This is a genomic window from Xanthomarina sp., from assembly GCF_035306605.1.
Lineage (GTDB): Bacteria > Bacteroidota > Bacteroidia > Flavobacteriales > Flavobacteriaceae > Xanthomarina.
Map to the genome: position 1 here is coordinate 45,593 of NZ_DATGNR010000075.1, position 15,075 is coordinate 60,667.

11 protein-coding genes are annotated in these 15,075 nt (G+C 32.8%); 8 read left to right on the plus strand and 3 right to left on the minus strand.

Annotation, left to right across the window (positions count from 1 at the left end):
• Nucleotides 1–13 precede the first annotated feature (13 nt).
• The 3 genes from VKY41_RS10060 (at nucleotide 14) to capB (ending at nucleotide 4,577) form a co-directional block, all read left to right on the plus strand.
• A complete protein-coding gene (locus VKY41_RS10060; protein ID WP_500814323.1) occupies nucleotides 14–2,074 on the plus strand; it encodes a S9 family peptidase in 2,061 nt (686 codons plus the stop codon).
• A gap of 72 nt (nucleotides 2,075–2,146) precedes the next feature.
• Nucleotides 2,147–3,193, plus strand: a complete 1,047-nt coding sequence (capA, locus tag VKY41_RS10065) for a cysteate synthase (RefSeq protein ID WP_500814324.1) — start codon at nucleotides 2,147–2,149, stop codon at nucleotides 3,191–3,193.
• Nucleotides 3,194–3,317: 124 nt separating this feature from the next.
• Entirely contained in the window at nucleotides 3,318–4,577 is a 1,260-nt protein-coding gene (capB, locus tag VKY41_RS10070) for a cysteate-C-fatty acyltransferase (protein WP_500814325.1), read from the plus strand.
• Nucleotides 4,578–4,630: 53 nt separating this feature from the next.
• On the opposite strand, the gene VKY41_RS10075 is transcribed toward capB, so the two are convergent.
• Together VKY41_RS10075 and VKY41_RS10080 are read right to left on the minus strand one after the other, a co-directional pair.
• On the minus strand, nucleotides 4,631–5,752 hold the full coding sequence (locus tag VKY41_RS10075; RefSeq protein ID WP_500814326.1) for a GTP cyclohydrolase: 1,122 nt from the start codon (nucleotides 5,750–5,752) through the stop codon (nucleotides 4,631–4,633).
• 18 nt (nucleotides 5,753–5,770) lie between these two features.
• Nucleotides 5,771–6,751, minus strand: coding sequence for a transporter (locus VKY41_RS10080; RefSeq protein ID WP_500814327.1), 981 nt, complete (start codon nucleotides 6,749–6,751; stop codon nucleotides 5,771–5,773).
• Nucleotides 6,752–6,936: 185 nt separating this feature from the next.
• Between VKY41_RS10080 and VKY41_RS10085 the strand changes: the two genes are divergently transcribed.
• Genes VKY41_RS10085 through VKY41_RS10100 form a run of 4 tightly spaced genes read left to right on the plus strand, consistent with a single transcriptional unit; the run spans nucleotide 6,937 to nucleotide 12,453 of the window.
• The gene (locus tag VKY41_RS10085) at nucleotides 6,937–7,215 is read left to right on the plus strand and encodes a DUF4834 family protein (protein ID WP_500814328.1); all 279 of its coding nucleotides are present in this window, start codon (nucleotides 6,937–6,939) and stop codon (nucleotides 7,213–7,215) included.
• A 29-nt stretch (nucleotides 7,216–7,244) separates the two neighbouring features.
• Nucleotides 7,245–9,683 (plus strand): YfhO family protein, encoded by a 2,439-nt coding sequence (locus VKY41_RS10090; RefSeq protein WP_500814329.1) that lies wholly within the window; start codon nucleotides 7,245–7,247, stop codon nucleotides 9,681–9,683.
• Between the two features lie 26 nt (nucleotides 9,684–9,709).
• Nucleotides 9,710–10,999, plus strand: coding sequence for a glycosyltransferase family 4 protein (locus tag VKY41_RS10095; protein ID WP_500814330.1), 1,290 nt, complete (start codon nucleotides 9,710–9,712; stop codon nucleotides 10,997–10,999).
• Nucleotides 10,990–12,453: a lipopolysaccharide biosynthesis protein gene (locus tag VKY41_RS10100; protein WP_500814331.1), complete on the plus strand. Its 1,464-nt coding sequence runs from the start codon at nucleotides 10,990–10,992 to the stop codon at nucleotides 12,451–12,453. Before VKY41_RS10095 ends, VKY41_RS10100 begins: the two co-directional genes overlap by 10 nt.
• 86 nt (nucleotides 12,454–12,539) lie before the next feature.
• Here the strand turns inward: VKY41_RS10100 and VKY41_RS10105 are convergent, their stop codons facing one another.
• Entirely contained in the window at nucleotides 12,540–13,700 is a 1,161-nt protein-coding gene (locus tag VKY41_RS10105; RefSeq protein WP_500814332.1) for a hypothetical protein, read from the minus strand.
• 305 nt (nucleotides 13,701–14,005) lie between these two features.
• Between VKY41_RS10105 and VKY41_RS10110 the strand changes: the two genes are divergently transcribed.
• On the plus strand, nucleotides 14,006–15,073 hold the full coding sequence (locus tag VKY41_RS10110; protein ID WP_500814333.1) for a DUF3667 domain-containing protein: 1,068 nt from the start codon (nucleotides 14,006–14,008) through the stop codon (nucleotides 15,071–15,073).
• Nucleotides 15,074–15,075: the final 2 nt, after the last annotated feature.

Genomic DNA, 15,075 nt, shown 5'->3' on the forward strand with positions numbered 1-15,075 from the left:
AAAAATTTCACTTGTGAATAACAATATACTCCCACCAAAAGCTAAGAAAATTCCAGAAAAACTTGTTGCACATAATGATGCACGAGTGGATAATTATTATTGGTTAAATAACAGAGATGATCAAGAGGTTTTAGATTATTTACATGCCGAAAATGACTATACAAAAAGTGTGATGAAACATACTGAAAAGCTTCAAGAGCAGTTGTTTGAGGAAATGAAGTCAAGAATAAAAGAAGACGATCAATCTGTTCCATATAAACTAAATGGTTATTGGTATATAACCAAATTTGAAAAAGGCAAGGATTATCCTATTTATTCTAGAAAAAAGGAAACACTAGACGCTCCAGAAGAGTTGTTGTTTGATTGTAATGAAATGGCGAAAAACCATGCTTATTTCAGCTTAGGAAGCATTGCAATAAGTCCAGATAATACTTTGGCCGCCTTTTCTACAGATACCGTTAGTAGGAGACAATATAAAATTCAAATAAAAAACTTAGTTACCGGAGAAATTTATCCTGAGAAAATTTTAAATACTACAGGAAGTGTTACTTGGGCAAACGACAATTTGACTCTTTTTTATACACGAAAGGATAAAGTAACCTTAAGGTCGTATAAAATTTTTAAACATAAGCTTCATACCAGTGTGAAAGACGATATAGAAATATATCATGAAACCGATGAGACTTTCAATACCTTCGTTTACAAAACAAAATCTAGAAAATATATTGTAATAGGATCTTCAAGTACTTTAACTTCAGAATATAGAATTCTAGATTCAGACACACCAAACAACGAGTTTAAAATTTTTAGTGAAAGAGAAAGGAATTTAGAGTATTCAATAGAGCACTATGAAGACCATTTTTATATCCTAACCAATAAAGATGGCGCTACAAACTTTAAACTTCAAAAAACGAAAGAAACAGAAACTGAAAGTAAATTTTGGAAAGATTTATTGCCACATAGAAATGACGTCTTACTAGAAGATATTGAAATTTTTAAGGATTATTTAGTTGTTAACGAAAGAGAACAAGGTTTAAATAAACTTAGAATTATAAGTTGGCACGGGAACGAAGATTATTACATTCCTTTTGATAGTGAAACTTACACAGCATATATAGGAAACAATCCGGATTTTAATAGTAATTTTTTACGTTACACCTTTAATTCATTAACGACACCTAGTTCGGTTATTGATTACAATTTTGGGACAAAAGTTCATGATCTTAAAAAAGAACAGGAAGTATTAGATAAAAACTTTAAGAAAGAAAATTATACCTCCGAACGAATATGGGTTCGTGCTCGCGATGGTGAAAAAGTACCAGTTTCTTTAGTGTATAGAAAAGATTTAAAAAAGGAAACAGGTAATCCACTACTTTTATATGCATACGGATCGTATGGTTCTACTATAGATCCATATTTTTCAACGGTAAGATTAAGTCTATTGGATAGAGGCTTTGTTTATGCTATTGCACATATTAGAGGAGGCGAATATTTAGGTCGCGAATGGTATGAAAATGGGAAGCTTATGTCCAAAATGAATACCTACTACGATTATATAGATTGTTCAAAGCATTTAATTGCTAATAATTATACTTCAAAAGATCATTTATACGCCTATGGAGGTTCGGCAGGAGGACTTTTAATGGGAGTGGTGGTCAATCTCAATCCGGAATTATATAAAGGCGTTTTGGCTATTGTACCATTTGTAGATGTGTTAACAACCATGCTAGATGATACAATTCCACTAACTACGGGCGAGTATGATGAATGGGGTAACCCAAATGACGAGGCATATTATAACTATATGAAAGCCTATTCACCATACGATAATATTAAAAAACAAGATTACCCGAATATGTTGGTAACTACCGGTTTGCACGATTCGCAAGTGCAATATTGGGAGCCTGCCAAATGGGTTGCTAAGCTAAGGGAGTATAAAACAGACTCAAATAAACTATTGCTTTATACCGATATGGATACAGGTCATGGTGGGGCTTCCGGACGTTTTGAAAGCTTAAAAGAGGTAGCTTTGGAGTATGCATTTATACTGGATTTAGAAGGAATCCCTTGTTAGTAAAAAAAAATTATGTATTTTTGCAAGGTTTTAGGTTTCTGAATTTTTTTCAGTTGCTGTAAAATATCATGTATGGAAAAAAATAAAAAAGTATTTAATAATGTTTTAGAATTAGTGGGGAATACGCCACTAATTAAACTGAATAAAATAACTTCTTCATTAAAAGGAAACTACTTCGCTAAAGTAGAGGCTTTTAATCCAGGACATTCTTCTAAAGATCGAATTGCTCTTTATATTATAGAGGAAGCAGAAAGAAAGGGGATTTTAAAACCAGGAAGTACAATTGTTGAAACAACTTCGGGTAATACAGGCTTTAGTATAGCTATGGTAAGTATTATTAAGGGGTACAAGTGTATTCTGGCTGTTAGTTCTAAGTCTTCTGCCGATAAAATAGACATGTTAAAATCTATGGGTGCACAAGTTTATGTTTGCCCTGCACATGTAAAAGCAGACGATCCAAGATCGTATTACCAAGTAGCTAAGCGTTTACACGAAGAAAATGAAGGCTCGGTATATATTAATCAATATTTTAGCCAATTAAATATAGATGCACATTATCATTCAACAGGACCAGAAATCTGGAATCAAACGGAAGGTAAAATTACGCATTTGGTAGCTTGTAGTGGAACTGGAGGAACTATTTCTGGAATTGGAAAATATCTAAAGGAGCAAAATCCTGATATTAAAATTATTGGAGTAGATGCTTATGGTTCTGTTATTAAAAAATATCATGAAACTAAAGAGTTTGATGAAAAAGAAATATACCCATATAGAATTGAAGGTTTAGGGAAAAACTTAATTCCTACTGCCACCGATTTTGATGTTATAGACGAGTTTGTAAAAGTTACAGATGAGGAAAGTGCTCATACGGCAAGAGAAATAGCAAGAACAGAAGGTTTGTTTGTTGGTTATACCTCAGGAGCTGCTATGCAGGCCGTAAAACAACTAAATGAAGAAGAGTGCTTTGACGAAAATTCTAACATAGTTGTTGTATTTCCAGATCATGGGTCTAGATACATGAGTAAAATTTACAGTGATTCTTGGATGAATGAACAAGGCTTTTTTGATAGCCTTCACGAACCCGAAGAAGCTACTGAAAGTATTCAATATATAAAATAATACAATTAATAGCATGTTACTAAATTTAGTAACATGTTTTTGTTAACAATAGGGTGAAAAAAGATTATGTATTAAGCATTTAAATCTTTAATTTTGCGCTATAAAATTATGATTAAAAGCTTATATGAAAGACTTATTCGATAAAATTTACAGAGATAAAGGACCATTAGGAAAATGGGCTTCTCAAGCTGAAGGTTATTTTGTATTTCCTAAGTTGGAAGGTCAAATCTCAAACAGAATGAAGTTTCAAGGAAAAGATGTAATTACTTGGAGCATCAACGATTATTTAGGTTTAGCAAACCATCCAGAGGTTAGGAAAACAGATGCAGAAGCAGGTGCTGCTTATGGATCGGCTTACCCAATGGGCGCTAGAATGATGTCTGGACATACTGATTTACACGAGAAATTACAACAAGAATTAGCTGCTTTCGTAAACAAAGAAGCTGCTTATTTGTTGAATTTTGGGTATCAAGGAATGGTGTCAACTATTGACGCTTTAGTAGGGAAGGATGATATTATTGTTTATGATGTAGATGCTCATGCATGTATCATTGATGGTGTGCGTTTACATATGGGAAAACGTTTTACCTATAAGCATAACGATATTGAAAGTTTAGAGAAAAACTTAGAAAGAGCTACAAAAATGGCTGAGCAAACTGGAGGAGGTATTTTAGTTATTTCTGAAGGTGTGTTTGGAATGCGTGGTGAACAAGGACGTTTAAAAGAAATTGTTGAACTTAAAAAGAAATTTAACTTTAGATTTTTAGTAGACGATGCTCACGGTTTTGGAACTTTAGGTAAAACGGGTGCTGGAGCAGGAGAAGAGCAAGGGGTTCAAGATGGTATTGATGTTTACTTTGCAACTTTCGCCAAATCACTAGCAAGTACTGGAGCTTTTATTGCAGCCGATAAAGAAATAATCGATTACTTAAAGTACAACTTGCGTTCGCAAATGTTTGCGAAATCTTTGCAAATGCAATTAGTAGTTGGTGCTTTAAAGCGTTTAGATATGCTTAAAACCATGCCAGAATTAAAAAATAAACTTTGGGAAAACACCAATGCTTTACAGTCTGGATTAAAAGAAAGAGGTTTTGATATTGGTACAACCCAAAGCTGTGTAACACCAGTTTATCTTGAAGGAAGTATCCCTGAAGCTATGGCTTTAGTAAGAGATTTAAGAGAGAATTATGGAATTTTCTGTTCTATAGTGGTGTATCCAGTAATTCCTAAAGGATTAATCTTATTACGATTAATACCTACGGCAACTCATACGTTAGAAGATGTAACAGAAACCCTAGATGCTTTCGATGCTATTAGAGAAAGATTGGTAAATGGTACATACAAAAGACTTTCAGCAGCTGTAACAGCAGCCATGGATAAATAAAATTTATTCTTAATATGATTAAAAAATCCGATAGTTTAAACTATCGGATTTTTTTATTTCAATTCTTTTCTAAAGGTTTTTCGTCGTTTAATAATTTCACAATCAAAATCTTTCCAAATTTGCTGAGAAGCTAAATTATCGACTAATTCTGGTAGTCGAATACAAGTTTCAATTTTGTTTTTCTTAAACGTGCTATAAAACTCATTAAAAATAATGGCAGTAACGCCTTTGTTTTGATAATGAGGTTCTACTCCAATTAAATAGAATAATACCGTTTTACTATTCTTTTTGGCTTTCAATAATTTTAAAAATCCAAAGGGGAATAATTTTCCGTTTACTTCTTGAAGAGCCTCCGAAAATGAAGGGAGTACTATAGAAAATGCCACCATGTTGTCGTTTTCATCAAATACAAACTTGATGTATTCTGGATTGATGAAATTGATGAATTTTTCTTTAAAATATTCTTTTTGCTCATCGGATACAGGAACAAAAGTAGATAGCTTGGCATACGATTTATTGAATAGTTCGAACATGCTATCAATGTGTGGAACAATCTCTTTTGTTTTAGTAAACTTGCTAGGTCTTAATTTGAAACGTTTGGTAATTATTTCATTTACTCTTGTAAAACGGTCAACAGGTATGGTGCCAAAAGGGAATTTACTTTCTATGTATTCTTTTTCAGGTAAATAACCAAGTTCTTCAAAGTGTGTGATATAATACGGATGGTTGTACCAAGTTGCCATAGTACCTATATGATCGAAACCGAAGGTCAAGGCGCCATTTTTGTCTAAATTGGAAAAACCAACCGGACCTTCAACAAAATCTAAATTATTTGATTTTCCAATTTCTGTAACCTTATCTAACAAGGCTTTAGACACGGAAATATCATCGATGGTATCAAACCAACCAAAGCGCATTTTCTTGACATGTTGCGTGTTAATTTCTGTCCAATTTAAAATAGCTGCAACTCTTCCTACAATTTCACCGTTTTTATAAGCTAAAAAGAAATGTGCATCGGCATGTAAAAATGCTGGATTTTTATCAGAACTCAAGGTGGCAATTTCATCAGAAATAATAGGAGGTACCCAGTATTTCGAGTTTTTATATAATTGAAAAGGAAAGGTTACAAATTGTTTTAATTCCTTTTTATTTTTAACTTCTTTAAGTGTAATCATTAGTCTAAAAACATCAATTTAGTTATCAAAATCTATAGTTTCTTTTTTTCTTTTCTTTTTTTCTTCTCCACGCGCTTTGTTTTCTCGTCTTTCCAACTCTTCTTCTGCTGAAGTGCCATCCTTTTCCATTTTGTCTACATGGAAGTCCAATCGGTAGGAAGCGCCAACAGCAAGACCGAAAACAGAAGGTGTGTCCTTTGTGTTAAAAGTTGCTGCTGCATCAACTTGCAAGTTCTTAGTCCATAAATATGCTCCTCCTACACGAATTAAATTATCTGCGTAAAAATCGCTACTAATATTTTCAGATTCCGCAAAAACAGCCCACTGGTCTTGTATTGATTTTGTTAAGGTTAATATAAACGAAAAGTCAGATTGGTCTGTGCCAATTCTATCTTTTATAAAGTTCATGACAAATACCCAACCACCCTTAAAATTGTTTTGTGTAGAAATCATAACTTTAGGACTAAAGCCTTCAATACCTGCAGCGGTATACGGATTGTCTTTCGTGTCAAAATTTGCTCCAACATAAACTGCCACAGCTGGAATTAAATCTTTCCATTTAAAGCTGTGGTTAGCTTTCCAACTGTATAAATTAGGTTTTTCCTCTTGAGCATTTTTAAATGGATCATAAACCAAATATTTTGCTCCTAAGGTTAAAGTTTTAAAGTTGCTAAAGTTTTCTTCATTTGGAACTGTGTTGGTATATGATCTTTTTGTTGATTGATAAGTTCCTTCAAAATTCAATTCTAACTGTGGAAACAACAAACCGTATCGTAAGGCGAAATCAGCCCCATAGCTTTTGTCATCTCTACTTAGAAGTTGATGCTTCTCTTTTAAAAGATAAGGGCCAACTTCAAATTGAACCACATTTGTACCAACAGAAAAAGCACTTTGAGAAACTCCAGGTCTGTTGGAATTTATTACTTCGGTATATTGAGAATAGCCCTTTGTAGTAAAAATTATAGCAAAAAGGAATACATAGGTTTTTAAAGACTTCATATGAAAAGGTGTTTAAATGGAGCTTCTTTAGTATAACAACTTCTTTTTAAGTTATTACAATAATATACATAGCATGTACTTCATGCCAACTAAATGGAACCAAATATATAGATTTTATATTTTTTTTAAGTATTTATTTCAGATTTTAAATATGTAGATTTGTATTTTTGTATAAAACTATATCTATGCTACAGTATGCATCTATAACGGGCGTTTTAAGGGTTATTTTAATCATCCTATTAATCTATTACGGAATGAAAATTCTATCTAGATTATTTGCGCCTTTATTAATGAAATATGTTGCTAAAAAAGCTGAAGAGCGTTTTGGTAGTCAATTTGGGCAATACCAACAACCTAAGCAAGAAAATAATAAAGAAGGTGAAGTGTCCATAGATAAAGTGCCTCAAAGAACAACTTCAAATAAAAAGGTAGGAGAATATGTAGATTACGAAGAAATTGATTAATTTTCGCTTTCATTGTATAACATATTTTCATGTCTATTTCATTTAAAAAAATTCTTCCTCATATCCTTGTCTTAATAGGATTTGTAATAATTTCATTAGTCTATTTCAGCCCAGTACTACAAGGGAAATCTATTTATCAAAGCGACATTGTGCATTATATTGGCATGTCCAAACAGCAAAAAGATTTTAAGGAAGCCACTGGTGAAGAAACTTATTGGACAAATAGCGCCTTTGGGGGAATGCCCACCTACCAATTAGGAGCACATTACCCAAACAACTATATTAAAAAATTAGACTTAACACTTAGGTTTTTACCAAGACCAGCCGATTATCTTTTCCTATATTTCATGGGCTTTTACGTCCTAATGCTAGTCTTAAGGGTTGAATATAAGCTCGCTGCGCTTGGAGCCCTGGCTTTTGGATTTTCAACGTATCTAATAATTATACTTGGTGTAGGACATAATAGCAAAGCGCATGCTATTGCTTATATGCCCTTAGTTTTAAGTGGTATTTTACTAACATTTAGAAAACGTTACCTATTCGGGTTTTTACTTACTGCAGTAGCCATGGCATTGGAGTTGGTTGCAAACCACTTTCAAATGACCTACTATTTAATGTTTTTAGTACTAGTTCTAGGAATGGCATATTTAGTAGATGCTTATAAAAAACAGGATTTACCACATTACTTTAAAGCTGTTGGGGTTTTGTCTTTAGCAGTTATATTAGCTGTAGGACTTAACGCTACAAATATTTTGGCTACTCAAGAATATGCCAAAGAAAGCACCCGCGGACAAAGTGAATTAACCATCAATCCAGACGGTTCTGCAAAAAAAGAAATTACAACGGGACTTGATAGAGACTATATTACAGAATACAGTTATGGTATCCTGGAGACCTTTAATTTGTACATACCAAGGTTTTTAGGTGGTGGAAGTCATGAGGATGTTGGAAAAGACTCAGAGTCCTATCAGTTCTTTTTAAAACAAGGAGTGCCGCCTTTGGAAGCAAGAGAATATGTTAAGCAAACGCCAACCTATTGGGGAAATCAAACCATAGTAGAAGCACCGGCATATGTAGGAGCTGTGGTGATCTTTTTATTTGTTTTTGCACTGTTTTTAGTGAAAGGCCGACTGAAATGGTGGCTTGTTGGCGGAAGTTTACTGTCGCTTATTTTATCTTATGGCGATAGTCAGCCATTTAAGTTTGTAACCGACTTTTTTATAGATTACGTGCCACTTTACAACAAGTTTAGAGCGGTAAGTTCTACACAGGTAGTTTTGGAATTATGTATTCCTGTATTAGCTGTTTTAGGACTTGTTAAGCTCTTCAACAAGAATGATAATAAGGATGAGGACAAATTAAAAGCTTTAAAATTAACAGTAATTATTACAGCTGGCTTAGCTTTGGTTTTCTTACTGTTTAAATCATCGCTTTTTAGTTTTGTAGGTGGAAGTGATGCTTACTATCGTCAGAATTTTGGGCCACGATTTATGGAGGCATTGATAGCAGATAGAAAAGCCTTTTTCACGCAAGACACCTTAAGAACATTGGTTTTAGTCTTACTAGCGGCTAGTGCAATCTATTTATTTTTGATAAAGAAATTATCGGAAACAAAAGTCATTATGGCTTTTGCTGTTTTAATCCTTGTCGATTTGGTAGGGGTAGACAGACGTTATGTAAATAACGATTCTTTTGTGCCTTCAATTAGAATGAATAAACCATATCAAGCTACTCCAGTGGATCAAGCCATTATGCAAGATCCTGGACATTTTAGAGTGTTCGATTTGGTTTCTAGAGCACCAGCTAAGGCATCTTATTTTTATAATTCATTATCAGGTTATCATGCGGCCAAATTGAAACGTTACGATGAGTTGTACGATTTTTATATTTCAAAAAACAATATCAATGTGTTAAACATGTTGAATACGAAATATATTATTGCTGAAGATGAAGAAGGAAAGCCTTTCCCTTATACAAATCCTGACGCTAATGGAAATGCATGGTTTGTTGAGAATATTCAATTTGTAAAATCAGCAAATGAAGAAATACAAGCTTTGGATAGCTTGGATACCAAACGAGTGGCTATTATGTTAGCTGATAATGAATATGCTTCTTTTTTAAAGGAAGATATCATGATAGATACTACAGCTACTATTACTGTGGAAGCTTACCAACCCAACTACATTAAGTATAAATCGTCAAGTGCTGTTGATGGTTTTGTAGTGTTTTCTGAAATTTATTATAAAGATGGTTGGAATGCTTACGTAGATGGAAAATTAAGCCCACACTCGCGTGTAAATTATTTGCTACGAGGTATGAAGGTCCCTGCTGGTACACACGATATAGAATTTAAGTTTGAACCACAAGTTATTAAAACGGGTGGCAACATTGCATTAGCAAGTTCTATAGTATTTGTTTTATTGCTTTTTGGAGGAATTTTCTATAACTTCAAGAAATTTAAAGACTAGTCATTTATGACTTTACGCTTGTGGAAATGACTAAAACTAAGGTTTTAATAATCGCTTACTATTGGCCACCAGCAGGCGGACCAGGGGTGCAGCGTTGGTTGAAATTTGTTAAGTATTTACCAGATTTCAATATAGAACCTATAGTTTATGTGCCTTCAAATCCTAGTTATCCTATTGTGGACGAAGCTTTGCTTGAAGAGGTTTCAGATAAGCTTACCGTTTTAAAGCAACCTATAAAGGAGCCTTATAAACTAGCTGGGTTTTTATCAAAAAATAAGTCTAAAACTATTAGTAAAGGCATAATTCCTAAAGAAAAGCAACAAAGTCTCATTGATAAATTATTGCTTTTTGTTAGAGGAAATTTTTTTATTCCAGATGCTAGAATAAACTGGGTAAAACCTTCTGTTAAGTTTTTAGAAAACTATATTAATGAAAATAGCATTAAGACTATAATAACAACAGGACCTCCTCATAGTCTACATTTAATAGGATTGGAATTACAGAAAAAGTTAGCAGTTAACTGGATATCCGATTTTAGAGACCCTTGGACAACTATCGGGTATCATAATCAATTAAAACTGACAAATTTTGCAAAGAAAAAACATGAAACCTTAGAAAAACAGGTGCTCCAAGCAGCAGATCAAATTATTGTAACAAGTGAAGTGACTAAAAAGGAGTTTTCTAACCTAACAGAAAAGCCTATTTCAGTCATTACAAATGGTTATGATAGAAATACGGTTGCCAACCCATCTTTAGATAAGAAGTTTACTTTAGCACACATTGGGTCCTTACTCTCTAAACGTAACCCTGTAGTACTTTGGCAAGTTTTAAAAGAGCTTATTGAAGACTATTCAGGTTTCGCTGATGATTTTGAACTTCATTTTGTAGGTTCTGTAAGTGAAGATGTACTTGAAACCCTGAAATCGTATAATTTAAGTTCTTATGTAACTAATCATAGTTATGTAACACATAATAAGGCTATGGAGTTTCAAAAGAAATCTCAGGTTTTATTATTGATTGAAATAGATTCTGAAGACACTAAATGTATAATTCCTGGAAAGCTATTTGAATACTTGGTTTCCAACAGACCTATTTTAGCTATTGGTCCTAAAGGTTCTGATGTTGAAAATATTATTAAAGAAACAAATACAGGATCATATTTTAATTATCATAATCACGATGAGATTAAAAGGGTACTTTTAAACTTATATAAAGCATATAAAGAAGGGAGTTTAAAATCACACGCTATTGGATTGCAAAAATATAGTAGAAAGTCTCTAACCGAATCTTTATCTAAATTGATTTTATGGGAGTAGTAGTAAATCAATCTATAAAAAATACACTTATTACCTATTTAGGATTTGGAATAGGGGCAATTAACGTGTTGTTTTTGTACACATCTTTTTTAAGCGATGAGTATTTCGGATTGGTAAGTTATTTACTTTCAACTGCCAATATCATGATGCCGCTTATGGCTTTTGGTGTTCATAATACCATTGTTAAATTTTATTCTTCATTTAAAACCAAACAATGTCAAAATAGCTTTTTAACCTTAATGTTGTTTTTACCGTTACTGGTAATTATTCCTTTTGGAATGATAGGATATTTCGCCTTTTCATTCATTAGTACTTGGTTGGCAGGCGACAATATGATAGTAGTCGATTATGTTTGGTTAATTTATTTAGCTGCTATAACCTTTGCCTATTTTGAAATTTTTTATGCCTGGTCCAAAGTGCAGATGCAAACGGTTTTTGGAAACTTTATGAAAGAGGTGTTTCATAGATTATGCACTACAATTTTACTTTTGGCATTGTACGCTGATTATTTAACGGTTGACCAGTTAATATATAGCATTGTTGGGGTTTATGCGCTGCGAATGCTTGTTATGAAGCTCTATGCATTTAGCCTGCGTTTTCCGAAATTAAAGTTTGAACGAATTCCAAATCTTAGTTCTATTTTAAAATATACGAGCTTAATAATTATTGCTGGCTCCGTGGCTAACGTTATTCTAGAAATAGATAAGTTCATGATTAATCGTTACGAAGCCATAGAAAACGTAGCTTATTACGGAGTTGCTATTTATATTGCTACAGTAATAGGCGTGCCTTATCGATCCATGTACCAGGTTGTAAATCCGCTGACAGCAAAACTTCTGAACGAAAAAAACAAAAAGGATTTAGAGATTCTTTACAAAAAAAGTTCGCTGACCTTATTCATAATTAGTGGCTTTATTTTTTTGATGATTATTTTAAACATCAATGAGCTTTATAAATTAATTAACGAGAGTTATGTAGATGGATTAATAGTGGTTTTTATTATTGGCCTTACCAAATTAGTAGATAGTTTACTTGGTAATAATAATGCCATCCTTTTTAATAGTGATTATTACAGAATGGTATTGTTTTTAGGGGTTTTTCTTGCAGTACTAACCATTATTCTAAATATGGTTTTTATTCCTTTATACGGAATTAATGGAGCAGCATTTGCCACTTTTATAGCCATCCTAATTTATAATATTTCAAAAATAATCTTTGTATATAATAAGTTTAGTATACTTCCATTTTCCGTTAATACGGTAAAAGTTGTTTTGCTATTATTAGTAAGTTTAGGGGTATTTTATTTTTGGGATTTTCCATTTCACCCTATTATTAATATTGGCTTAAAAAGCATGCTGATTTCATTAAGTTATGGCTCTTTTGTTTACTTTCTTAATGTATCAGAAGACATTTCTCTTTTACTAAATAGGGTTTTGAGAATAAAATCTAAATAAAAAAGGAAAATCCTACAAAATTGCTTTGAGGCAAACTTCTTGTAGGATTTTCCAACTAACTAACTAACTAACTAACCAAAAACTAATTAACGTCTGCCTCTAGTATTTGAAGCAACTTGATCTTTATGACGTTCTTTACTATATGTACGACTATTTACTTGTTTTGGTTTTCTGTTAGGTTCATTATTTTTTGCTACTGGTCTTGTAGCATTACCTCTAGTTTGTGTTCTAGGCTTTGATACAACTGGTTTGTTTGTTCTAGGAGAGTTTTCTATAGAACTCTTTCTAGGTTTTACAGTATTTGTAGAAGTTCTTGGTTTTGTATCTGCCTGATTAATTGATCTAGGTGTACTTACTTCTGAATTTCCACGAGGTCTTCCTGTATTCGCTTCAGATCTAGGTTGCGTTGCTACCTGGTTGTTGGATCTAGGTGAATTTACCTGAGAACCTTCACGAGGTCTTACCGTATTTGAATTACCTCTTGTTGGCTGTGTAGCAATTTGACTGTTTGATCTTGGTCTATCAGTTCCTACATCACGTCTAGGTGTGTTGTTTGCGTGAGTTGGTCTTGTAGCCAATTCACTTCTTCTTGAAATGGTATTCCCGCGTCTACTAGCAACAGCAGTTGTACGTCTGTAATTGTTAGTATAAGGCTGGTAGTAGTTATATCTTACAGGTTTATAATATTTTCTATAAGGTTTGTGGTAAACTACACAATGGTTATACGCCGGAACTCTGTAATAATTATGCCAAGGTCTGTAAACATAATACGGGTTGAACGCATTAATATATCCAGTGTAATATGAATACCTTCTGTGCGAGTTGTAATGTATATAAAGTCCTCCAATTCTAGATACATACCCAAAATGGTTATAGTTTATAAATACATTTCCAATTTGGCTTACGCGACCATAATAATCATAGTAAACAGGAACGTGTTCTATTTGGATGATGGCTCCAAATTCATCGTATTGTAAAAATGGATTATAGTCATAACCAGAATTAAAACTAATGCTTATTCCAGGTCCATACACATTAACATTAGGTCCATAGGAAGGCATGTAAAAATCGAATTGTCCATCTGGGAATATCGAAAATTCAATACCATTTTCAACAAAAATGAAAGAATTACCATAACCTTTCCTTGCTGTTGTATGGTCTAAATGACCTGGTTGGTTGGTAGTTGTTGCGTTAACAGATAGTCCTCCCAGGACTATGGCTGCTATTAAAAACATAAATTTTTTCATAATTGTTAGATTTAAGATGAAACTTGTCTAGAGTAAAACAAACAACATGCCAAAATTATTTTTACATAAAAGTTGTATTGTAATCAATTGATATGCAACTGGTTATAAATGAGTAGTTTTTAGTTGATCTGGTTTTAGAAGAAAAAAATAAAATTATATGCCGAACGGACTTTCCAAATAATTGTTTTTAACTTGAATTAAAGCATATAAAAAAAGCTTGTATTTAATATATAAATAAAAAAAGACGTCTCAGTTTAAGTTATTAAAAGCTTCTTTTTCATACATTTATAAGATAATATGAAATAATGCCAGCCAATCGAACTGTTTGTAAAAATTGCGATCAAGCATTTAATAAAACCTTTTCCTTTTGTCCCTATTGCGGTCAAAAGTCTAAAGACGAGCTAACTCTTGGGGTTTTGTTTTACAACACCATAAGTAATTACTTTTCAGTAGATGCACGTTTTTTTAAGAGTTTTCTACCACTACTTTTTAAGCCTGGGTATTTAGCAAGTAAATTTGTTGAAGGTAAGCGACTGCTTTACCTACACCCAGCACAGATGTATTTATTTATATCGGTTGTGTTTTTCTTTTTGTTTACCATCTTGGTTCGTCCACAAACGGAAAAGTTGGATTCTGAATTAAAGAAGACTTTAGAAAAACCCTTTATAGAAGATTCTACATCTAATAAGTCCCACCTAGATTCCTTGAAGGTAGACAAGCTAATGAAACCTCTAAAAAACAATCAGAAAGTAATTGGAGTGAACGATGCAGAATTAAAAGTTATCGATTCAATTCTAAAAAGGGAGGTTAATACCGATTCAAATAATTTATCATTTAATTTTGATGAAAAGAAAGTCGACTCCCTAATAGGAATAGGAGCTCCCGATCATGAAATTTATGAAGCTATGGGTTTGGAAAAAGAAGCAAGTGCCTTTAAACGTCGTCTATACGGTCAAATATTGAAGTTTTATAAAAAACGAGATGGAGGAAGTTTACTTAAAGCATTTTATGATACGATACCATTGGCTATGTTTATATTGTTACCAATTTTCGCTTTATTATTGAAGATATTTTATTGGAAACGAGGGACTTTTGCTCATCATTTAGTATTTGCTTTTTACTTTTTTGCCTTTCTATTTATGTTATTCAGTATCATTATTGGAATAAACTTTATCCTAAACGTTCCTAATTGGATAGATTGGTTATTAACGTTATCTTCCTTCTTATATCTTTATGTAGCCATAAAACGGTTTTACCAACAAGGATGGTTTTTAAGTTTTGTAAAGTGTAGTTTGGTTTCCTTTGCCTTTTTGTTAATGGTATTACCCTTTACGGCTGTAATAACAGGTTTTATTACCTTTTGGTACTATTAGTG